The 22,506-nt window shown below is 69.9% G+C and carries 15 protein-coding genes and 1 pseudogene; 5 read left to right on the top strand and 11 right to left on the bottom strand.

From position 1 onward, the window contains the following. Positions 1-10 precede the first annotated feature (10 nt). The 6 genes from ACTWQO_RS01805 to ACTWQO_RS01780 are packed head-to-tail and all read right to left on the bottom strand — an operon-like array spanning position 11 to position 9,428. Complete coding sequence (locus ACTWQO_RS01805) at positions 11-3,025, bottom strand: alpha-mannosidase (RefSeq protein WP_443235391.1); 3,015 nt, start codon at positions 3,023-3,025, stop codon at positions 11-13. 33 nt (positions 3,026-3,058) lie between these two features. Further along, the gene (locus ACTWQO_RS01800; protein WP_443235390.1) at positions 3,059-5,062 is read right to left on the bottom strand and encodes an endo-beta-N-acetylglucosaminidase; all 2,004 of its coding nucleotides are present in this window, start codon (positions 5,060-5,062) and stop codon (positions 3,059-3,061) included. Then, the gene (locus ACTWQO_RS01795) at positions 5,059-6,315 is read right to left on the bottom strand and encodes a glycoside hydrolase 5 family protein (protein WP_443235389.1); all 1,257 of its coding nucleotides are present in this window, start codon (positions 6,313-6,315) and stop codon (positions 5,059-5,061) included. The genes ACTWQO_RS01800 and ACTWQO_RS01795 overlap by 4 nt, the downstream gene beginning before the upstream one ends. 31 nt (positions 6,316-6,346) lie before the next feature. Further along, positions 6,347-7,252 carry a carbohydrate ABC transporter permease gene (locus ACTWQO_RS01790; RefSeq protein ID WP_443235388.1) on the bottom strand — a complete coding sequence of 302 codons (906 nt, stop codon included), beginning with the start codon at positions 7,250-7,252 and terminating at the stop codon, positions 6,347-6,349. Continuing rightward, positions 7,249-8,136 carry a carbohydrate ABC transporter permease gene (locus ACTWQO_RS01785; protein ID WP_443235387.1) on the bottom strand — a complete coding sequence of 296 codons (888 nt, stop codon included), beginning with the start codon at positions 8,134-8,136 and terminating at the stop codon, positions 7,249-7,251. The genes ACTWQO_RS01790 and ACTWQO_RS01785 overlap by 4 nt, the downstream gene beginning before the upstream one ends. Before the next feature lie 2 nt (positions 8,137-8,138). Further along, positions 8,139-9,428 carry an ABC transporter substrate-binding protein gene (locus ACTWQO_RS01780; RefSeq protein ID WP_443235386.1) on the bottom strand — a complete coding sequence of 430 codons (1,290 nt, stop codon included), beginning with the start codon at positions 9,426-9,428 and terminating at the stop codon, positions 8,139-8,141. A 182-nt stretch (positions 9,429-9,610) separates the two neighbouring features. Here ACTWQO_RS01780 and ACTWQO_RS01775 point away from each other — a divergent pair, with 182 nt between their 5' ends. After that, positions 9,611-10,690: a LacI family DNA-binding transcriptional regulator gene (locus ACTWQO_RS01775; protein WP_443235385.1), complete on the top strand. Its 1,080-nt coding sequence runs from the start codon at positions 9,611-9,613 to the stop codon at positions 10,688-10,690. A gap of 77 nt (positions 10,691-10,767) precedes the next feature. After that, positions 10,768-11,796, top strand: a complete 1,029-nt coding sequence (locus ACTWQO_RS01770; protein ID WP_443235384.1) for an alpha/beta hydrolase family protein — start codon at positions 10,768-10,770, stop codon at positions 11,794-11,796. Positions 11,797-11,841: 45 nt separating this feature from the next. On the opposite strand, the gene ACTWQO_RS01765 is transcribed toward ACTWQO_RS01770, so the two are convergent. The 3 genes from ACTWQO_RS01765 to ACTWQO_RS01755 are packed head-to-tail and all read right to left on the bottom strand — an operon-like array spanning position 11,842 to position 17,548. After that, positions 11,842-13,386 (bottom strand): alpha-L-fucosidase, encoded by a 1,545-nt coding sequence (locus ACTWQO_RS01765; RefSeq protein WP_443235383.1) that lies wholly within the window; start codon positions 13,384-13,386, stop codon positions 11,842-11,844. 12 nt (positions 13,387-13,398) lie between these two features. Further along, positions 13,399-15,234: a family 20 glycosylhydrolase gene (locus ACTWQO_RS01760; RefSeq protein ID WP_443235382.1), complete on the bottom strand. Its 1,836-nt coding sequence runs from the start codon at positions 15,232-15,234 to the stop codon at positions 13,399-13,401. Continuing rightward, positions 15,227-17,548, bottom strand: a complete 2,322-nt coding sequence (locus tag ACTWQO_RS01755) for an alpha-L-fucosidase (RefSeq protein WP_443235381.1) — start codon at positions 17,546-17,548, stop codon at positions 15,227-15,229. Before ACTWQO_RS01755 ends, ACTWQO_RS01760 begins: the two co-directional genes overlap by 8 nt. Before the next feature lie 254 nt (positions 17,549-17,802). Here ACTWQO_RS01755 and ACTWQO_RS01750 point away from each other — a divergent pair, with 254 nt between their 5' ends. After that, a complete protein-coding gene (locus ACTWQO_RS01750) occupies positions 17,803-19,146 on the top strand; it encodes an amidase (RefSeq protein WP_443235380.1) in 1,344 nt (447 codons plus the stop codon). 242 nt (positions 19,147-19,388) lie between these two features. Here the strand turns inward: ACTWQO_RS01750 and ACTWQO_RS01745 are convergent, their stop codons facing one another. Further along, positions 19,389-19,562, bottom strand: a complete 174-nt coding sequence (locus tag ACTWQO_RS01745) for a hypothetical protein (RefSeq protein WP_107082809.1) — start codon at positions 19,560-19,562, stop codon at positions 19,389-19,391. Between the two features lie 314 nt (positions 19,563-19,876). On the opposite strand from ACTWQO_RS01745, the gene ACTWQO_RS01740 reads away from it, so the two are divergent. Then, a complete protein-coding gene (locus ACTWQO_RS01740) occupies positions 19,877-20,032 on the top strand; it encodes a hypothetical protein (protein WP_443235379.1) in 156 nt (51 codons plus the stop codon). A 3-nt stretch (positions 20,033-20,035) separates the two neighbouring features. Beyond that, positions 20,036-20,485, top strand: coding sequence for a hypothetical protein (locus ACTWQO_RS01735; RefSeq protein WP_443235378.1), 450 nt, complete (start codon positions 20,036-20,038; stop codon positions 20,483-20,485). 25 nt (positions 20,486-20,510) lie between these two features. On the opposite strand, the pseudogene ACTWQO_RS01730 reads toward ACTWQO_RS01735, so the two are convergent. Then, positions 20,511-22,008: pseudogene (locus ACTWQO_RS01730) on the bottom strand (SDR family NAD(P)-dependent oxidoreductase). Positions 22,009-22,506 lie beyond the last annotated feature (498 nt).

Genomic DNA, 22,506 nt, shown 5'->3' with positions numbered 1-22,506 from the left:
CGCCCCTCACCTACGACCGGCGCAGCCGCAGCGTGACCAGCTCGAAGGGGCGCAGCCGCAGCGCGACGCGCGCGCCGTCGTACGCCGGGGACTCGGCCAGCGGGCGCTCCAGCAGGTCTGTCGTCGTGACGTCCGCGACCTCGAAGCCCGCGGTCAAAGTGGCCCGCACCCGGCCGCCGTGGGCCTCGTGGAGGCGCACCACCACGTCCCCGCTGCCGTCGTCGGCAAGCTTGACCGCGGTGACGACGACCGCGTCCTGATCGACGCTCACCAGCGGCGCCACGTCGGACGCGCCCGTGGTCCGCCGCTCGGGCTGGTTGATCCGCCAGCCCTCGCGGACGGCGTCGCCGATAGCCGCGCCGGGCACCAGGGCGTGCCGGAACCGGTGGACGCCCTGGTCGGTCTCGGGATCAGGGAAGCGCGGGGCACGCAACAAGGACACCCGCACCGTCGTGGTCGTACCACCGTCGGCGTCCGTGCGGACGGCACGGGTCACGTCATGCCCGTACGTCGAGTCGTTGACGATCGCCACACCCCAGCCCGGCTCCTCCAGATGCACGAACCGGTGGTTGCAGGCCTCGAACTTGGCCGCCTCCCAACTGGTGTTGGTGTGCGTGGGCCGGTGGAAGTGCCCGAACTGGGTCTCGGACGCATAGCGTTCGGCGTGCACGTCGAGCGGGAAGGCGAGCTTGAGGAACTTCTCGGTCTCGTGCCAGTCGACCTCGGTGTCCAGCACCAGCCGCCGCTCCCCCGGCGCGAGCGACAGCAGCTGCGTGACACGCGACGCGCCGAAGGACCGTACGATCCGGACCGACACGCCGTCGTCACCCGCGGTGACCTCATCGGCGTCGGTGAGGTCGGTGACGGTGTTGCGGTAGAACTCGTCGACGTCCCAGGCGTCCCACATGTTCGGGAAGTCGGGGTGGAGTTGGAGGAGGCCCGCGGCCCGTCCGGGGGCGATCGTCTCGCGGTCGGCTTCGATGTCGTAGGCAGAGACGACGAGACCCCGGTTGTCGATCTCGATGCGCAGCAGGCCGTTGTCGAGGACGTGGCTGCCGTCGGTGCGCGGGGCGAGCGTGGTCCGCCCTTCGGTGGCGGGGGCTTGCGCGCCGCCGGCCGGGACGCCCTCGCGCGCGTGCGGGGCCGCGTTGAAGACGAGCGGAGTCGAGCCTTCCCCCGCCAGCGCGCGCTGGGCCGCGTCGATGATCCCGTTCAGCTCGCCGGCGAGTCGCTCGTACGTCGCGCGTGCCTCGCGGTGCACCCAGGCGATGGACGAGCCGGGCAGGATGTCGTGGAACTGGTGCAGCAGGACCGTCTTCCAGATGCGGTCCAACTCCTCGTACGGATAAGGGAATCCGGTGCGTACGGCCGCGGTGGCCGCCCAGAGTTCGGCCTCGCGCAGGAGGTGTTCGCTGCGGCGGTTGCCCTGCTTGGTCCTGGCCTGGCTGGTGAGGGTGGCGCGGTGGAGTTCGAGGTAGAGCTCGCCCACCCAGACGGGCGGATTCGGGTACTCGGCCTCGGCCTTCTCGAAGAACGCGGCCGGAGTCTCCCACACCACGGTCGCCGAACCTTCCAGGTCACGCAGACGAGCCGCCTTGGCGACCATCTCGCGTGTGGTGCCGCCGCCCCCGTCGCCCCAGCCGGTGGGCGCGAGAGAGTGCCGGGCCCGTCCCTTGTCCTTGAAGTTGCGGGCGGCGTGCGCGATCTCGCTGCCCTTCATGGAGCAGTTGTAGGTGTCGACGGGCGGGAAGTGGGTGAAGATCCGGGTGCCGTCGATGCCTTCCCACTGGAAGGTGTGGTGCGGGAACTTGTTGGTCTGCGACCAGGAGATCTTCTGCGTCAGCAGCCACTTGGAGCCGGCCGCCTTGATGATCTGCGGCAGTCCCGCGGCGAAGCCGAAGGTGTCGGGCAGCCAGGCCTCGTCGTTCTCGATGCCGAACTCGTCGAGGAAGAACCGCTTTCCGTGCACGAACTGCCGGGCCATCGCCTCCGAGCCCGGCATGTTGGTGTCCGACTCCACCCACATGCCGCCGGCCGGCACGAACCGCCCGTCCGCCACGGCCTTCTTCACCCGCGCCCACACCTCGGGCCGGTGCTCCTTCACCCACGCCCACTGCTGGGCCTGCGACATGGCGAAGACGAACTCGGGCTCGTCCTCGATCAGCGCGGTCATGTTCGACGTCGTACGGGCCACCTTGCGCACGGTCTCACGCAGCGGCCACAGCCACGCCGAGTCGATGTGCGCATGCCCGACGGCGCTGACGCGGTGCGCGGACGGGGCGGCGGGGGTGGCGAGGACATCGGTGAGCTGTGAACGCGCCCGCGCCGCCGTGCCGTTGACGTCCTGAAGGTCGATGGCGTCCAGGGCCTTGTCCACGGCCCGCAGGATGTCCCAGCGCCGCGCCGAGTCGACCGGCAGCTCGGCCATCAGCTCGCCGAGCACCTCCAGGTCGAGGACGAGCTGCCACACCGTCTCGTCGAAGACGGCGAGGTCCATGCGGGTGAGCGTGTATTGCGGCTCGCTGCCCGCGGTCTCCTTGTCGCCCAGTTGGGTGGGCAGGAAGGGGTGGTAGTCGAGGATGACGGGGTTGGACGCGGCCTCGATGTGCAGCCGGACCTCCTCGCCGCCCTCGACGGGCGCGCCGATCCGCACCCACTGGTTGCGCGGGTTCAGTCCCTTCACCGGGGTGCCGTCGGGCCGGTAGACCAGGCCCTCGCACTGGAAGCCGGGCATGTTCTCGTCGAAGCCGAGGTCGAGGAGCGCCTCGACGGTCCTCCCCGCCCAGGCTTCGGGGACGGTCCCGGTGACCCGGAACCAGCTGGTGCCCCACGGAGCACCCCAGCGGGCGCCCACCTCGATCGGCTCGGGTACGGCCGCGAGCCCTTCCTCGACCGGCACGGGCTCGCCGGGCGCATGCCACACCGCCACTTCCAGCGGTACGGACTCGGGATACACGGCGGGGCGGACACGTTCGTCGAGGACGCGCTTGAGGCGGGCTTCGACCAGGCTGCGGTCGTCATGCATGCGGGGTGCTCCGTAGTGGCTCGGTGCGGGTGCTTACCAGGTGTGGCTGACGGTCACAGGTGCCGACGAGGTGTACAGCTCCCCCACGGCACGCACTTCGAACCGCGCGGCCCGCTCGCCCTGCTCGGGCTGCAGGCCGCCGACAAAGTAGGCCCGCTGGCAGGTGCCGCCGAGGAAGCGCCGGGAGCCGTCGGGCAGGAGGCGGTGGAGGGTGTAGTGGCGTACGTCGCCGGGTGCGGGGTTCCAGGAGAAGCGCAGGTCGCCGCCGGTCGCGCCGGTGATACGGAGGCCGGCGGGGGCGGCCGGGGCCGATGACTGACCGCCGCGTACGGCGAGAGCGCCGAGCCGCCAGCGGACGGGGCCGTCGGTGGCGGTGAGCCGGACGCCGAGGGAGCGGACGGTCCCGGTCAGGCCGGTGAGCGGGACGGTCACGGTCTGCCAGCCGCCCGCCGAGTGCACCGGGAAGTAGGTGTACGGCGGTGTCCCGCCCGGCGTGCTCGGCTCGGCGGTCGCGACGGCCAGCTCGATGCTCACAGCTCCAGCGTCGACCCGATGGGTCAGCTCGACAACCATGTCGCCGGTGATCGGCAGCCGCGTCGCGTACAGATCCACGGTCGCGGGCTCGTCCAGCGCACCGTCGACCAGCACACTGCTGCCGCCCCGCCAGGCGTCCGCGAAGTCGAAGGTGACGGACGGCCGTTCCCCCTCCGTGCGGACCACCCACCGCCGGGACGGCAACCGGTCCTGGAGCCCGAGATGGTTCCAGGGCGTCTCCGACGTGACCTTCCCGTCCTCGTACCACCGCAGCCCGTGCCCGGTGTTGAACACACTCGCGAACGGCACGGCAGTCACCGTGGACCGATCCGCGACGGACACCGCCGGCGCCCGCCAGCTGTCCGCACCGTCCGGCTTCGAGGGATCCAGTGACCGTCCCGTCCAGAAGCGGTCGTCGGCGGCGTGGAAGTCGCCGGGCGTACGGCCCTCGGGCAGATGGTTGCGTGTCCACTCGGGCCGGTAGAAACCGACGGACACGACATGCGCGCTACCCGTCGGCACCATGGCGTCCCAGTTCACGGACTTGTTCCAGCCGCTCGCCTCGACGTCCACCCCCGCCCACAACTCATAGCGGCTACGGCCCAGTTGATCCGCCCGCTGCCCCGAGGAAGCCAGGCTGCTCGCCGTCCAGCGGAAGTCCACGAACATGTCGTCGGCGGCCTCGAAGAAGGGCTGGTTCTGCGAGTTGAGCGCTCCCTGCCAGCTCACCGACCCGTTCACGGTCATCGAGTCGTACCAGGTCACCCGCTGCCCCTTGGCCTTGGCGAGCGACTTCAGCTCCCGCATGAACCCGAGCATGTCCGCACCGAGGGCGGCATTCCCGCCCCCGGTCTCGGCGTTCACGAACCACCCGTCGAACCCGTACGCCTCCGCGACCGCGACAAGCTGCGCGGCAAGCGGAAAGCGCCCGGCGGAGTCCTTCTGCACCAGATCCCGCGTCCACTGCAACTGCCCGCCGTAAGCGACCGGCGGCAGGAAGATGTTGCCCAGCACGGGCACTCCGTGGCGATGCGCGGCATCGACGATCGGCGCGTTGGGCGCGAGGATCAGCCCTTCGCCCGACGAGCCGCCCCAGAACACCAGCTCGTCGATGTACGCCCAGTGCGTGAGCGCGTAGTAGTCCGCGGTCGCCGACCCCTGCGAGGGGTTGCTCGCCGTCGGTCCGAAGGACACCAGCGACTGGATGCGCGCCTGACCGGCACGGGCGGTCGGGTTCGCCGGGGTAGGCGTGAAGCGCGCGGCGAGGGGAACGGACGCCGCGTTGAAGGCGAGATCGGCGTCATCGGCCGCGCGCCACGCCTTGAGGCTGCGCCACGTGATGCCGGCGCCCGGGGAGCCGGAGGGCAGCGAGTCCGGGTACCAGTACGAGGCGTACGACGCGGAGGCGGCGGCCTTCGGAGCGGCCACCGCCGGCCATGAGGGCAGCAGCGCGGCGGCTGTGCCGGCTCCGGCGAGCAGGACGGTGCGTCTGGTGGGGTTCACGAGCGGGTGCCTCCTTGTGGGGTGGGGAGTACCTGGTCGGGACGTACGACGTCGGTGATGCCGCGCGCGGCGAGGTGTTCCTTGTCGTCGGCGCGCACGTCGAGAACGGTGGTGGGGCGGGCGCCGTCGGCGGTGAGCCGGAAGAACGCCTCGAAGACGGGTCCGCCCGGGGCACACACCGAGCGGGCTGCGGGGTCGTCGGGTACGACGAGTGCGGTGGTCCGGGGCTTGGGGGCGTAGGTGTGCTCCCGGGCCGCGCGCGCCAGCACGAGTGCCGCCTCCTTGGGCCGCCGGTCGTTGGTCAACAGCCCGAGCCCGTACTCGAGTTCGGGAAAGTCGGCCAGTTCCCGGGACACGTCGTGGGAGCACCACCAGGTGATGCCCCACAGGTCCGGACAGTCCAGCGCATGCGTGACCGTTGCCTCGGTGAACGCGGCGGCATGCTCGGCGGGGATCAGCGGCGCGGGGGCGCCGACCTCCTGGAGCCACACGGACCGGTGTGGATCGTCGGCCCACGCCTTGCTCAGTTCGATCAGATAGGCGGCGTGGTGCTCGGTGGGCACGGACGTACGGCCGTGTCGCTGGGCGGTGCCGTTGAAGACCCAGGAGTGCACGGCCGTCAGCGCGCCGCGCCGGGCTGCCTGGGCCGGGGTGAACGGCTGGTCGTCCTGGTACCAGGTCGCGTCGTACTCGGCGTGCAGATGGAGCTTGCCGGGGGCGCCCTCCTCGCACGCGGCGAGCATCCGCTCCAGCCAGGCGTCGATCTGCGCGGCAGTGGCCCGGTCGGGGTCGGGATGCGGACCGGCCGAGAACTGGTTGACCTCGTTGCCCAGGGTCATGCCGAGGAAGTTGGGCCGGTCGGCGAGCGCGGCGGCGAGGGTGCGCAGGAAGGTCGCCTGGCCCTCGATGACGTCCGGGTCGGTGAAGAGGTTGCGGCGGTGCCAGGTCTGCGTCCAGGACGGCAGGAAGTCGAAGCTGCTCAAGTGCCCTTGCAGGCCGTCCACGTTGACGTCGAGCCCGCGTTCGGCGGCGGCGTCGACGAGTTGGAGCAGCTGCTCGACGGCCCGTGGGCGGATGAGGGTGCGGTTGGGCTGGAAGTAGGGCCACAGCGGGAAGACCCGGATGTGGTCCAGGCCCAGTGCGGCGATCGAGTCGAGGTCGGCGCGTACGGAGTCCAGGTCGAAGTCGAGCCAGTGGTGGAACCACCCTTCGCTGGGGGTGTAGTTGACGCCGAAGCGCACGGCAGCAGGCATGCGGGGTCCTTGTCAGACACGAGAGGGGGTGTCAGCCCTTCACCGCTCCCTCGCCGACCCCGCGGAAGAAGTACCGCTGGAGACAGGCGAAGAGGACGATCAGCGGTGCCACGGCGATGACCGTGCCCGCGGCGACGAGCCGTTCGTCGTTGGCGAAGGTGCCGTGCAGATAGTTGAGGCCGATGGTCAGGGTGAACTTGGACGGGTCGCTCAGCACGATGAGCGGCCACAGGAAGTCGTCCCAGGCGCCCATGAAGGCGAAGATGGCGACGACGGCGAGGGTGCCCTTCACGGACGGCAGGGCGATCCGCACGAACCGCTGCCACACGTTGGCGCCGTCGACGAAGGCCGCCTCCTCGATCTCGTACGGCAGGTTGAGGAAGGCGTTGCGCATCAGCAGCACGTTCATCGCGCCGATACAGCCCGGCAGGACCACGCCGACCAGGGTGTTGTTGAGGCCCAGCTCCCGCATGGTCGTGAACTGGGCGATGATGATGCCCTCCACCGGCACGAGCATCGCCAGGATGAAGGCGAGCGTGGCGGCCCGGCGGCCCCGGTAGCGGAGCCGGGCGAGGGCGTAGCCCGCGAGTGCCGCGCCGACGCAGTTGGTGACGACGTTGGCCGTGGCGACCTTGAGCGAGTTCAGGGCGTAGTCCCAGACCGGGATGGTCTCGGAGACACGCTCGTAGTTGTGGAACGTCGGGTCGCTCGGCAGGAACTTCGGCGGGGAGGTGTAGATGTCCTCGGTCGGGCCCTTCAGCGACGTGGAGAGCTGCCAGAGGAACGGGCCGACGGTCAGGGCGAGGACGGCCAGCAACAGGGCGTAACGCAGGGCGAGTTCCCAGCCGCGGACACGGCGGCCGTGTTCGTCCGTGACCCGGGGCTCCCGTACGGCGGCCGACCGCTCGACCGGTCGTGCCTTCTCGATCACGCTCACCCGTCCTCCCTCCGATCGGCCCGCAGCACCAGCAGCATCAGCGCCACGGTGACGACGAAGACGACGACCGAGATGGCGGAGGCGTAACCGACGCGGCCGGTCAGGCCGGTGCCGGTGCGCTGGACGAGCATGACGAGGGTGGTGTCCTCGCCCGCCGGTCCACCGCTCGGCCCCGCCATCAGATACACCTCGGAGAACACCTTGAACGCGGCGACCGAGGACAGCGCCCCGACCAGCACCATGGTGGAGCGGACGGCGGGCACGGTGACCGTGAGGAAGCGGCGCACGGCGCCCGCGCCGTCGACGGACGCGGCCTCGTGCAGTTCGCGCGGCACATTGGCGAGCGCGGCCAGGTAAATGATCATGTAGTAGCCGAGGCCCTTCCAGACCGTGACCGCCATCGCGCTGAACAGCAGCAGCCACTGGTCACTGAGGAAGCCGATCCGGCCGACGCCGACCGTCTCCAACAGCGAGTTCACCAGGCCGCGTTCGTCGAGCAGCCACACCCAGATCAGCCCGACCACCACGATCGACGCGACGACCGGGGTGTAGAAGGCGGAGCGGAAGAAGGTGATGCCAGGGATGTTCTTCTGCACCAGCAGCGCAAGGAGCAGGGGAAGGATCACCAGCGCGGGGACGACTCCGACGACGTAGAGCGTGCTGTTGCGCAGCCCGATCCAGAACATGTCGTCGTGCAGCAGCTCGCGGAAGTTGGCGAGGCCCACGAACTCGCCGGGGATCAGGGTGCGGCGGTCGGTGAAGGCGTTGACCAGCGTGGAGACGAACGGGTAGAGGATGAACGCGCCGATGACCAGCAGGCCGGGAGCGGCGAACAGCCAGGGACTCACCGGTAGTTGGCGCCGCACCCGGGACACGGTGGACATCACTACCCCTGCTGCTGAAGGAGCCGGTCGCAGGCCTCGACAGCGTTGTCAAGGGCTTCCTTGGGGCTCTCCTTGCCCTGCAACGCCTTGGCGACCTCGTTGCGCAGCTCCGTCTTCATCTGCTCGCTGAACAGCACGGGCGTGTAATTGACGGCGGTCTTCAGCGACTTGGCGGCGGCCACCCGCACCCTCGTCTCGTCCGTCCCGTCCTCCTTGGTGAAGTACGGGTCGTCGAGCGAGCCGGCGGTGCTCGGGAAGATCGCGACCTTCTTCGCGAACGACATCTGGTGCGCGGCGTCGGTGACGTAGTGCGCGAAGGCGACCGCGGCGGGCTTCTGCTTGGTCTGCGCGTTCACCATCACGCCCATCACATACATGTTGACGTGGCCGGTGCTGGTGATCTGGTCGGTGATGCCGATGTTCTTGTACAGGTTCGGCGCCTGCTTCTTGAAGTTGCCGAGGTCCAGCGCGCTGCCGGGGTTCATGGCGACGGCCTCGGTGAGGAACTTCTTGCCGGACGACTCCGGGGTGGCGGTCAGCGCCTGCGGGTCGAGGGCCTTGGCGTCGTACAACTCCTTGTACTTGGTGAGGAGTTCGACGCCCTTCGCGTCGTTGAAGGTGAAGGCGGTGCCCTCCTTGTTCATGAGCGGGACGCCGTAGCGGCCGAAGTCCTCGACGGTGGGGACGTTGGCGAGCGTGGCGACCTTGCCGTCGGTCTTCTGCGCGATCTGCAGGGCGTCGGCGAAGAGTTCGTCGTACGTCGTCGGCGGCTGGTCGGCGTCGAGTCCGGCTTCCTTGAACAGGGACTTGTTGTAGAACAGCGGGCCGGTGTTCAGGTACCAGGGGAAGGCGTACGTGCCGGTCATGCCCGGTATCTGATGGCTGGCCCAGGCGCCGTCCAGGTACTCCTTCTTGTACTGGGCGGCGGCCTTGTCGAGGTCGAGCGCGAGGCCCGCCTTGGCGAGCGGGGCGACCAGGTCGGGCGAGACGTTGACGACGTCAGGGAGGGTGCCGCCGGCGGCGTCCGCGCTGATCTTGTCGGCGTAGCCCTCGGCGGGCTGGTCGACCCACTTGACGTCGGTGCCGGGGTACTTCTTCTCGAAGTCGGCGATCAGGCCCTCGAAGTAGTCCTTGAAGTTGGCGCGGAGATTCCAGGTCTGGAAGGTGATGTCGCCCTCGACCTTGCCCGAGGCGTCGGTCGAGCCGCCGTCGTCGCCCGATCCGCAGGCGCTCAGGGGCAGCAGGACACAGACGGCGAAAGCGGCGGCTAGGGCTCTGCGGGAAATGGGCACCGTGAACGGCCTCCTTTGCGGCGGAGTTGGCCAACGACGGAGACCTTGCACGCCGCTCCACCGGCCCGTCAATGGCTCTCGCGGAGCTAATTTCATTAGTGACTAATGCGTATTAGGATCACCGAGCTGAACCGCATTAGTGCATACTGGCCCGGTAATGCTTCGGGGAATGAGGAATCACCATGTCAGGCAAGCGGTCACCGGCCCGCAGACCGACGATGAAGGACATCGCGCGGCATGCCGGTGTCTCCCAGAGCGCCGTGTCCTTCGCGCTGAACGGCCGGCCCGGGGTCTCCGAGGACACCCGCGACCGGGTGCGGCAGGTCGCCGAGGACCTGGGCTGGCGGCCCAGTACGGCGGCCCGCGCGCTGTCCGGGGAGGGCGCGGCGACGGTCGGCTTCGTCCTCGCCCGGCCAGCCGAGACGCTGGGTGTGGACTCGTTCTTCCTGCAACTCGTCTCGGGCATCCAGGAGGTGCTGGCGGAGCGTCATCTCGGCCTGCTGTTCCAGGTGGTGGAGGACATCGACGACGAGTGCGCGGTGTACCGGCGCTGGTGGGCGGAGCACCGCGTGGACGGCGTGCTCGTGGTGGACCCGCGCACCGACGACCCCCGGCCTGACCTGCTCGACGAGCTGGGGCTGCCGGCCGTGGTGATCGGCGGCGCCCCGGACGAGCGGCATCCGGGCTTGTCGACGGTGTGGGCGGACGACGCCGGTGCGATGGCCGCGGTCGTCGACGAGCTGTACGCGCTCGGGCACCGGCGGATCATGCACATCGCGGGGCTGCCGGGGCTCGCGCACACCGAGCGCCGGGTCCGCACCCTGCGCGCGGAGGCCGGGCGGCGCGGGCTGACCGGGGTGGACTCGGTGACCACCGACTACTCGGACGCGGAGGGAGCGGCCGTGACCCGCCGCGTGCTCGATGCCCCCGCTCCTCCGACCGCGCTGATCTACGACAACGACGTGATGGCCCTCGCCGGGGTCGCCGCCGCCACCGAGCTGGGCTTCTCCGTGCCGGCCGATGTGTCTGTGGTGGCTTGGGAGGACTCGGCCCTGTGCCGCATGGTCAAGCCGTGGTTGTCTGCTCTGTCCCGGGACAGCGTCGAGTTCGGGCGTACGGCGGCGAGGGAGCTGACCGCTCTGCTGGACGGGGGTCCTGCCCGCACGGTACGGGTGCCGGTGCCGCGGTTGATTGTGCGGGACAGTACGGGGCGCTCCGCGGGTAGTGCGGGGATCGGTCGTGCGTCGTCTGCGGCGCCGTAGGGGCTGGTCGCGCAGTTCCCCGCGCCCCTTTGGGGCGATGCCGGACCGTAGCCGATTTCGTCAGGGACAATGGCCGTATGCGGTTCAGAGGAACGGCGCGTGTCCTGCTCGCTCTGGTGCTGTCGGCCGCCGTGGGCTGCACGGCGAGTGACGGCGGCAATGACGACCAGGCGCGCCCTAGTCCATCGGCGTCGGCCCGCGCCACCACGCAGAGCCCCACGCCCTCCCCCACCCCGGTCAACCCGGTGTCCATCCCCGGTCTGATCGAGCGCGAGCACACCGGTTCCGGGCTGAAGTTGGGCACCGTGCTGGCCCGCACCGCCGCCTACACCAGCTACGAGGTGACGTACGAGGCGAACGGGCTGACGATCTCGGGGCTCATGAACATCCCCGAGGGCAAGGGGCCGTTCCCGGCGCTGGTGCTGGCGCACGGCTATATCGACCCGGACATTTACACCACCGGCCGGGGGCTCTCCCGCGAGCAGGATCTCCTCGCCCGTAACGGCTATGTCGTCCTGCACACCGACTACCGCAACCACGCGAGGTCGGACAAGGATGCCGACAACGACGTCAACCTCCGGCTCGGTTACACCGAGGACGTCATCGGCGCGGCGAAGGCACTGCGGTCGTCCGGACGGCCGGAGATCGACGGCGACCGGATCGGGCTACTGGGGCGGTCGATGGGCGGGGGTGTCGTCTACAACACCCTGGTGGTGGCTCCGGGCCTGTTCGACGCCGCCGTCGCCTTCGCTCCGGTCAGCGGGCACCCGGAGGAGAACATCGACCAGTTCCAGCGCCCCGAAAGGGACCCGCTCGTCGGCGAGATCGAGGCCGAGCACGGCACGCCCGAGGAGAACCCGAAGTTCTGGCGCGAGGTGTCCCCGCTCACTTACCTCGACCGGGTCACCGAGCCTCTCCTGATCCATCACGGCACCGTCGACGACACCTGCCCCATCGCCTGGACCCGGGACACCGTGGCCGCGTTCGAGAAGGCGGGCAAGGATGTCCAGCTGCGCACCTACCGCGGCGAGGGCCACACCTTCTACGGGCAGTGGCCGCGCTCGATGGAGACCACCATGAACTTCTTCGAGCAGCAGCTGCGCTGAACGGTGGCCACCAGGTCGCCGACGCCCTGGTGGCCACCTGCTCCCTCAGACCCGGGACCGGTACAGCCCGAACTCCGTGATCCGTACGGCACTCCGGGCGCCGGTCACTCGCAGCCGCCACCGCCGGGCCCGCACCGGGGCCGCCAGCAGCATGATCCGGCTCGCGCCGACCGTCCCCGCCCCGGTCACCTCCGTCCAGGCTCCGTCCACGTGGGCCTCGACGACGAAGCTCTCCACCTGCTGCCCGTGCCGGATGTCCTCCGCCAGCCGAACACGGTCCACTTCCCGCTCCCTTCCCAGGTCGACGGTGACCCGCCCCGGTGAAGACGTGACACGGGCTCCCCGCGCCAGATCCTCGGGCAGCTCCCGGTCGACGCGCTCGCGGAACTCCCGCAACCGGACCACGTCGGCGGCGGGCAGCAACCCGTCGGTGTCCGGCGGGATGTTGAGCAGCAGAACCGAGTTGCGTCCGACGGACCGGAAGTAGATGTCCGTCAACTGCCCCACGCTTTTGGGTTGTTGGTCGGCATGGTAGAACCAGCCGTCTCGGATGGACACATCGCACTCGGCCGGCCACCACTGCAGATGGTCCGCCGTCGGCAGCGCCGCGACGAGCGCGTCCCGGCTGCCCATGTCGGGGGCGTCATAGGCGAGGGCGTAGTCGGTCCGTCCGTAGTCCTTCTCCTGGACCGGTACGACGCTCCACTCGTCCTCGCGGGCCAGCCCGCCCTCGTTGCCGACCCATCGCACGTCCGGGCCGGAGACCGCGATCACCGCGTCCGGGGCGAGTGACCGCACCAGGGTGTACCAGCTGTCCCAGTCGTACTTCTCGACCTTGTCCGGCGGGATGCGCCCCTGGGCTCCGTCGAACCAGACCTCGTCGATCGGGCCGTACTCGGTGAGCACTTCGTAGAGGTGGTTGAGCATGTGGGCGCCGTAGTCGGTGGCCGGGAGGCTGTACGACTCCCGCGGTGTGCGGTCGTCGCCCTCGACGAGCGTGGGGATGGTGCGCGTGGTGCGGGCGCTGCCGTTGGCGTAGACGCCGTGGAGGTACTGGTTCTCGTCGGCGGGCGAGATGTAGACGCCGACCTTGAGGCCGTGGCGGCGCATGGAGTCGGCGAAGGAGCGCAGCACGTCGCCCTGCCCGTTCTGCCAGCTGCTGGAGGCCACGGTGTGGTCGGTGTAGCGGGAGGGGTGGAGCACGAAGCCGTCGTGGTGCTTGACGGTGAGGATGGCGAGCTTGAAGCCGCCGTCGCGCAGGGCTCTGGCCCATTGGTCGGTGTCGAGGCCGGTCGGCTGGAACACATCGGGGTCCTCGTCGCCGGTGCCCCACTCCAGCCCGGTGAAGGTGTTCACGCCGAAGTGCAGGAACGCGGTCCGTTCCAGCTGTTGCCAGGCGATCTGCCGTGCGGTGGGCCGGACTTGGGATGCCTTGCGGACGAGGTCAGCCTCGGTGTCGTCCGGGGAGACGGGGATGCGGTAGAAGGGGTCTTCGGCCTCGGCGGGTGCGGCCACCGCGGGGATTCCGGTCACGGCGAGCGCTGTGACGGCGGTTGCTCCGGTGACGAAGAGGCGTCTGGAGACAGTCATCGGTGAGACTCCTCAGCTCAAGTGCCAGACGGCGGAGGGAAGTCGGTCGGGCGGGTACTGCGCGAGCCGGCCGTCGTCCGGGCTCAGGGTCATCCGCGTGATGGCGTTGACGAGCCGGTAGCCGCCGGCGACCGGCTCCAACTCCCAGCGCTGCAGGGTGTTCGTGGCATCGCAGACCTGCGCGGTCGCTTCGACGCCCGGCTGGAGCGGCACGTTGAGCGTCAGCTTGCCGCCGCGCACCTCCAGACAGCCGTCCGCGGTCCTCAAGGTCAGATAGCCGTCGGCCGTGCGCTTCACCTGAGCCGTGAACGGCAGCCCGTCCGTCCGGAAGGTGTACGTCCCGTCCGCCACCGGCGTCCGAGTCAGGTCCCGCCACCCGGGCGCGTGCCCCACGGCCGCACCGCGCGCGGTGAACTCGCCGTACGTGGCGTCGGGGTGGGGATCGCCCCAGGTGGCCTGGGCGATATGGCGCAGCGCGGGCCACAGCCACTCGGCGACCTCGTTCTCCGTCTCCCCGCGGCCGTTGTCGGGCCAGAGACTGATCTTCGCGCCGGTGATGCCGTTGGCCGAGGCGAGCTTCTCGCCTTCGAAGCTGCGCGGATCCCAGCGCTGCTCGTACAAGCCCTGGGTGTCGGAGTGGAAGCCGCCGCGGACGAGGTACAGGGCGTAGGCGGCATTCATCAACGGGTAGCCCTGACCGATGAGTTGGCTCGGTTTCACGGCCACGTTCAGCCAGTGCTCGACCGTCGTGCCCGCCGCCACGGGCACGGTGTTGGCGCCGGTGAGCCCGTCGTTCCAGATGCGCAGCTTCTTGCCCTTGGCTGCCGCGTAGGCGTGGACGCGGTTGACGAAGTCGACGAACGCGTCCTGCGGTGTGGCGTCGGCGCCGTACTTCTCCCGCGCGTACTCCAAGATGTGCGGGTACTTGGCGAAGTCCGAGCCGAGCATGTACTCGTCGGCGCCCATGTGCCAGGACGTGGACGTGAAGACCTGCGCGTATTCGTCGATCAGGCTCGTGTAGTAGGCGAAGGCCTCCGGCCGCGTGATGTCGAGGCGCGAGGGCTGCTTGTTGCCGTCGGTGTCGGTGAGTTGCAGATCGGGGCGGTTCTCTATCCACGGGTCCATGTGGCCCGGGGAGTTGATCTCAGGGATGATCTCGACGTGGTACTTGGCGCCGAGGGCGACGAGGCGGCGTATCTCGTCCTTGGTGTAGTAGCCCCAGGTGTTGGCCTCGGGGTGGGCGTCGCTCTTCACCTTCAGTTCGAGGAGCAGCTGGTTGAGCTTGTGGTACGCCATCTCGCGGACGAGGTTTTCCAGCCAGGGCATGGAAATGTGGATGTAGCAGGCGCACACGCCGACGCCCCGCTCCCGGTACCGCGGCACGTCGACCGTGCGTCCGGCGGGGATCCTGTCGCCCTGCGCGAGGAGTTGCAGGACCGTCCGGGTGCCGTGGAAGGCGCCGGTCTCGGTCGCTCCGGTCACCGACAGCCGCTTGCCGACGTGGAGTTCGTAGCCCTCCCTGCCGAGCGAGGTCCTCCCGGACTGTACGTCGATCACGATGTCGCCGGCTCGCGCCCCACCCCGTACGACAGCAACCGTGCCGTGTCCCGCGGCCCGCAGATCGTCGGCGAGGGTCTGGGCGACCCGGCGCTCGGCCCCGGAGCCGGCGACCAGACGAGTCCCGTTCCCGTAGGCATAACTCCCCGCCTCTGCCATCCAGTTGGCCAGCGCGGGCACGGTCACCGGCGGCACTTCCTCCTTCGGCGCCGCCTGCGCCGGTACCCCGAAGAGCATCAGCACTGCGACGAGCCCGATCAGTGCGAACCGTCTCTTCCCGCGCTCAGCCATGCCACTCCACCTTGAACACCCACGCGTAACGACCCGCCTTCCGGGCCGCCTCGGGTACGTCGATCACCAGTGCTCCGTTCCGTACGGTCCAGGTCAGGGGTCGGTCGTGGCCGAGCATCGTCACCCTGTCGCCACCGCGGACCGGGACCGGCGCCTCGACGGTGAGCCGGGCGCCCGGCCGGGCCAGGGAGTGGATGTAGAAGGCCTCGTTCGGGCGGACCGTGAACCTGAGGTCCTCGCCGAGTTGTGCCATCCGCGACCAGTACGTGGTGTCGTAGATCGCCTCCCCGTTGGTGCGCAGCCAACGGCCCGTCTCGCGCAGCCGGGTCTGCATGATCTCCGGGATGGTGCCGTCGGCGCGCGGGCCGATGTCGAGGAGGAAGTTGCCGTTCTTCGAGACGATGTCGACGAGGCTGTGTACGACCTCCTCGGCCGTCATATAGGCGTCGTCGGGGGTCGCCTTGTTGTAGCCGTAGCTGAACGGGTCGAGTCCGCGGCTGGCCTCCCACTTGGCGACGACCGTGTTCTCGTACGTCGTGTACTCGGGGGTCGTGAAGTCGTGGAAGCCGATGCCCGAGCGGTTGTTGACGGTGACCTCGACCGGCCGGGCGCGGTTCTTGGCGTGGTTGAAGTACTCGGCGAGCACATGGACGCTGTCGTTGACGCCGCCGATGTCGCACCACAGCACCGACGGGTCGTAGCCGTGGATCAGCTCCAGCATCTGCGGTGCCTGGTAGTCCGTCACATAGTCCTTGCCGGCCGTGTAGCCGGTGTACGGCACCGGTTCGAGGGTGTACGGATCGCGCGGGGCGTGGCCCATCCAGGGATTGTCCGGGTTGAACCATTCCGGCATGGAGAAGTACAGGCCCCGGTGGAGTTCGGGCGTGTAGCGGCGGGACGCCTCGAACAGCTCCTTGATCAGGTCCCGTCGAGGGCCCATCTTCACCGAGCTGCGGTCGCAGACCTTGGTGTCCCACAGCGCGAAGCCCTCATGGTGCTTCGAGGTGAGGACGTGGTACTGGGCGCCCGCGTCCCGGAACAGCTCGACCCACGCGCGCGGGTCGAACCTCTCCGCCGTGAACATCGGGATGAAGTCGTCGTACGCGAAGTCCTCGCCGTAGGTCTCGCGGTGGTAGGCGTACACGGCGTTCGCGGGGTCCTGCATGTGGTTCCAGTACCACTCGGCGTACTGCTTGCCGACGGGCGACCACGCGGGCACCGAGTAGACGCCCCAGTGGATGAAGATGCCGAACTTGGCGGAGTGGAACCAGTACGGCGCCTGATGCCCGGAGAGGGAGGCCTCGGTGGGCTGGTAGTCGGCCACCCCGAGGTTCAACTTGCCTGTTCTGGAGGCGACTTGCGTCCCTCGCCCGTTCACGGCCACCGAGCCGTCCCGGACGGTGCCGGGTGCCGTACCCGCGCGGTTGCGGATGCCGATGCGGACCCTGGCCTGCTCGCCGGGGTCGAGACGGCGGATCCGGGCGGGCTCGACGGTGCGGGCGCCGGGTACGTCGACGCGTACCGACACGGCGTCTGCCGCGAGTACGGCGACAGTGCCCGCGTTGACGATCGTGGCCTCGACGCTCTGGGCGCCTATCTCCTCCAGCAGGGAGTTCGTGGAACGGGCGTCTCGGAGGGCCAACGCCCGGCCCTGCGCGACGGGTTGGAGGGAGAGGGCGAAGACATGCAGGGACGCCTTGTTCGCCTCCGCCGGGTTGGTGACGGGCAGGGTGACGGCGACCGCCTCCCGTCGCGGGTCGAGCCACACCTCCGACGTGCCGATCCCGACGCTGTGCTCGTCCTTCGTCCCGTCCGGCCCGTAGCGGTACGGCGCCGACAGTGAACCGCCCGCCGCGTACCAGTCGGCGCCGCTGAGTCCTGCCGTCGTGGTCGTACCGTCGGCGTAGTGGACGGTGGCCTTGCCCGAGGCGTTGCCGTAGCTGCCGGCGGTGAGGAAGAAGGCCGAAAGGTAGCGGCCCTTGGGCAGTTCGATGCGCTGGCCGAGCGCGACAACGTTGTTCGCGGCGTCCGCGGACGGGAAGAGGAAGGGGATGCCGTCGACCTCGACTCGGCCGGAGGGCAGTTCCTCGCCCGGGAAGGTGTAGCCCGAGCCGTCGAAGTCACCGCCGCGGGCGGAGGCGGTGTCGATGCCGTCGTTGTCGTACAGCCCGTCCAGCGGGACGGGGACCGGGTCGGGCACGGGAACCCACTGACCGGCGGCGTGCGCCTCGGCGGTCACGGTGAGCGGAAGGGCGGCGGAAGCGGCTACGCCGGCCGCGACACCCAGGACCAGACGTCTTGGATACGTACTCATGAGCGGCTCCAATTCATCGGATGTCCGATGATTGAGCGGGCCTCTGAGCCTGTCAATGGGGCGGAACGGCAGGAGAGTTGAGCGATTGATCGGAGGACCTGCTGTTCAGCGGGCGACTCTTGAGCACACCCGCGCGAAAAGTCCAAGAACCGCCGCCCAAATGTCCAAGACACGCTCCCTCTCGACGTGCCGCGCGGTCCCGGGCACAGTTCTCCCTACATACTCGCCGGTAGACGCACTGTGAAGGAGCGCACGTGACCAACTGGACCGGCCGGACCGCCGTCGAGATCGCCGCCGCCGTACGGGAGAAGCGGGCCACACCCCGGGAGGTGGTGGCCGAGCACCTGGCCCGGATCGAGCGGCTCGACGGCCGCGTCGGGGCGTTCCGTGTGGTCCGCGCTCAGGCGGCGCTCGCCGAGGCCGACGAGGTGGCGGCGCGCGGGGATCTGGCCGAACTGCCGCTCGCCGGTGTGCCGGTGGCCGTGAAGGACAACCTCGCCGTGCGGGGCGAGTCGAACCGCATCGGCTCGGCCGCGACCTCGGACACCCTCGCCGAGCACGACCATGTCACCGTGGCCCGGCTGCGGGCGGCGGGCGCGGTGGTGGTGGGTCTGACGAATGTGCCGGAGCTGTGTGTCTTCGGTACCAGCGAGGGCGTCCACGGCATGGCCCGCAACCCGTGGGACACCTCCCGCTCGGCGGGCGGCTCCTCGGGCGGCAGCGCGGCGGCGGTCGCCGCGGGGCTGGTGCCGATCGCCCTCGGCAACGACGGCATGGGCTCGCTGCGTATCCCGGCGGCCAACTGCGGCCTCGTCACCATCAAGCCGGGCCACGGCGTCGTGCCCGCGGGGATCGGCGAGGGCGACTGGTTCGGCATGTCCGAGAACGGCCCGCTGGCGACGACCGTCGAGGACGCCCGCCTGATGCTGTCGGTCCTCGCCGACACCGATGCCGTACGACCGCACGAGCCGGCCTCGCGCAAGGTCGCCGTGTCCCTGCGCAGCCCGCTCGCCGGCGTCACCATCAGCAAGCCGTATGCGGAGGCGACCCGGGAGGCGGCCGGGGTGCTGGCCAAGGCGGGGCATCAGATCCGGCGCGCCGATCCGCCGTATCCGCTGTCACTGAGCTTCACCTCGCTCGCGCACTGGACGGCGGGCACGGCAGTGGACGCCAGGGACTACGACCCGCGTCTGCTGACCCGGCGCACTCGGGTGCACGCCGCCGTGGGGCGGCGCTTCGTGGGCCGGGTCACCTCCGGGGACAGCAGGGAGCAGTTGCGCAGGAGGCTGGAGCCGTTCTTCGCCGAGCACGACGTGGTGCTCACTCCGGCGCTGGCCCGCCGCTCCCCCAAGGCCGTGGCCTGGCACGAGCGGGGCTGGCTGCGCAATGTGCTCGCCGACACCAACTACTCGCCGCTGACTCCGCCGTGGAACCTGACCGGCTGGCCCGCACTGGCCGTCCCGTTCGGCTCACTGCCCTCGGGCGCCCCCTGCGCCGTACAACTCGCGGGGCGGCCGGGGTCGGAGGCGGTGCTGCTGGAACTGGCGGAACAGGTGGAGAAACTGCGTCCGTGGCAGCGGACGGCACCGCTGGACTAAGTCCTCCTGGAAGTGCTGCGATGGGCCGTCGGTCGTCTGCGGCGCCATTGTGGCTGGTCGCGCAGTGCCCCGCGCCCCTTAGGGCGCTGCCGAACCGCAGCGGACTTCGCCCGACCGGCTCAGCCCACCCAAGGTCCTGCAAAGCCGAAACCGCGGCCGGTCGTCGGCCGCGGCTGCTCTGGTCCGCAGGGGCGTTCACACGCCCCTGCGGCTGCGATCGCGAAGGGGCCTGACTGAGGGCGTCAGTCGACGCTGGGCAGGATGTGGGGCTCGGCGAGGTCGTCCTCGTAGCCGGCCAGGCGGATGGGGGCCGAACGGGCCCACACGTCGAGGCTGCCGATCTCCCCGGGCCGTCGGCCCGCGCGCTCCGTGCGTTCCTTGGGGCGCTGTTCGCGATTCGTCTTCTCCGGTGTCACCGCGCACTCCTTATGTGTCGGGTCACCCTCGGGGCATACCGGCCACTCTGCTGCTGAGCGCCTGACGCCCGCTCGGGTCTGGGTCGAGAACTGTTCGGACGCGGTGGCGCCGGTAACTCAGGTGGGAGCAGGCTGTGATATCCGGCTCGTCCCCGGGACGGACTCTGGGTGTTGGGTAGGACCCCGTGCTGCTGTCCGTCCCCTCCAGAGTACCCAAATGAGCGGGGGTCCGCTCGATGGGGCTGAAAACTTGGGGTAACCATCACAAGTCGCCCGTGTTCGGTGGGTCATGAAATCCGCCGCTTTGTTATGAGATGCCCTATGCGAACATCACCCGTTCGGCCTACATCGGCGACGACGTATTCGAGACAGCCGTATCGGTCGTCGCGCAGTTCAAGTCCCGTTGGCTGAGCCGAAAGCTCGCCATGATCTGCTGCCGTCAGACAACGGCTGTCTCGCGGGAGGACTGACGCATGGAGCTGCGCAGCGTCGAGGAGCTGATGGATCTACTGAACGCGTGCAGGGGCACGTGGGACAGCAGGCAGCGCCCCGGCGACCGCGTCGATCTGCACGATCACGCCCTGCGGACCGCCGCGTTGCTGCGCCGCAGCCGTCCCGCCGACAAGGAGCTCCAAGTCGCGGGCCTGGTGCAGCCCATCGGCCGGCTGCTGTGGCCCGGTGACACGGCCGGGCACGACGACCGTACGGCCGACGCGGTGCGGGGCCTGCTCGGTGAACGGGTCGCCCGCCTGATACGCCGCCACTCCCGGCTCGGCACCCCCGTGGACGACGACCTGGTCAGCCTGCGTCAGGCCGAGGAGGAGGGCCGCAGCGCCGGGTTCGACGCCGGGGTGCTGGAGGACTGGCGCACGGTGCTGGAGCTGGTGGCCGCCCGCAACTCGCGGCTCGGGGCCGTCGACTGACGGCCCCTTCCCCACCCCCCGGGCCTCACCACTTGCCCGGCGCGTAGTCCTTCAGGAAGACGCCGTACAGGTCCTCGCCCTGTTCGCCGCTGACGATCGGGTGGTAGACGCGGGCCGCGCCGTCGATCAGGTCGAGGGGTGCGTGGAAGCCGGCGTCGGCGAGGCGCAGCTTGTCGTAGTGCGGGCGCTCGTCGGTGATCCAGCCGGTGTCGACGGAGGTCATCAGGATGCCGTCGGTCTGGAACATCTCCTGGGCGCTGGTCCGCGTCACCATGTTCATGGCCGCCTTGGCGGCGTTGGTGTTCGGGTGGCCCGCGCCCTTGTAGCCGCGGCCGAACACGCCCTCCATCGCCGAGACGTTGACGACGTACGCGCGCTTGCTGGGCGCCTTGCGCGCGGCCTCGGCCATCACCGACCGCAACTTGCTGATCAGGATGAACGGCGCGGTGTAGTTGCACAGCTGCGTCTCGAGCAGTTCCACCGGGGAGATCTGCTCGATGGACTGGACCCACGTGTTGGAGTCGACGACATCGGGGACCAGGCCGCCCGCGTCGATGGCGGTGCCGTCGCGGTGCCGCTCCACGCTGGCGTTGCCGGCGACCAGGGCGAGATCGGCCACCTTCTGCGCGTCGAGGCCGGTGACGCCGACGGGGAGTGCGGCGAGGCCGTCGACGGCGCCGGAGTTGAAGGCGCCGATGACGTGGTGGGCGGGCAGTTCACCGGCGGGCAGCGGGGCGCTCTCGCCCTCGACCAGCGCGGCGTACGCGGAGGGCAGGCAGGCGGCGTACCGTCTGCGTCGCGTTGTTGATCAGGATGTCCAGCGGACCCTGCTCGGCGATCTGGTCGGCCAGGGCCACGGCCTGGGCGGGGTCGCGCAGGTCGATGCCGACGACCTCCAGCCGGTGGATCCAGTCCGCCGAGTCGTCCATCGCCTTGAAGCGGCGGATGGCGTCCTTCGGGAACCGCGTGGTGATCGTGGTGTGCGCGCCGTCCCGCAGCAGCCGCAGCGCGATGTACATGCCGATCTTGGCCCGGCCTCCGGTGAGCAGGGCGCGCCTGCCGGTGAGGTCGGCGCGGGAGTCGCGGTGGGCCCGGTTGAGGGCGGCGCACTGCTGGCAGAGCTGGTGGTAGAAGTAGTCGACCTCGACGTACCGGGTCTTGCAGGTGTAGCAGGAGCGCGGGCGCTGGAGTATCCCCGCGATCCTGCCCTCCTCGGTGCGCGAGGAGGGCAGCAGGCCCTCGGTCTCGTCGTCGATGCGCTCGGCGGAGCCGGTCGCCGTGGCCTCCGTGACCGCCTTGTCGTGCGCGGTCTTCGCGGCCCGGCGCTCCTGACGGCGGCGCTGCTTGACCGTGCGGTAGACGCCGGCCGTGGCCCGGCGCACCGCGATCGCGTCGGGGTGGTCGACCTCCAGCTTGTCGAGTTCCTCGAGCACGCTGAGGCAGACGGCCAGCCGCTCAGGGTCGATGCCGGGCCCGTACACGACCTCGTCCGTGGTCGCCGAGCCGTCCTCTGTCACCGTCATCGCCGCTGCCGTTTCCTGATCCACCGCGCGGCGCTCCGGTCGAGTCCGCTTTCGAACGAGGAATTTTACGGAGCACCGGGCCACACGCCAAACCTGCGGTGATCATGGACGGCGGACGGTGATCGAACCGAAGAGGTCCACACGCCCCTGCGGGGGGGACCACAGGGGCCCGTCACGTCCGTCAGAGCCACGGCCCGCAGGCGCAAAGCTCCCGGCTGGTCACGAACCGCGCGGAGCGACGACACCCACGACAGCCACCCACCGCAGGCAGCATCCACACCCACGGTGACACGGCCCGCAAGCACCGATCACACCCACGCCAGCCACAGCTCGCACGCAGCGACTGCATCCACGACAGTCACGCACCGCAGGCAGCACCCGCACCTACGGTGGTCACGGCCCCCAGGCGCGATCGCACCCGCGCCGGCCACGCACCGCGCGCAGCGACCACACCGACCACAATCACGCACCGCGCGCAGCGACCACACCCGCCACGGC

This window comes from Streptomyces sp. 4N124, assembly GCF_052245395.1.
GTDB lineage: Bacteria > Actinomycetota > Actinomycetes > Streptomycetales > Streptomycetaceae > Streptomyces.
This window is presented reverse-complemented; position numbering and strand designations above follow the sequence as displayed.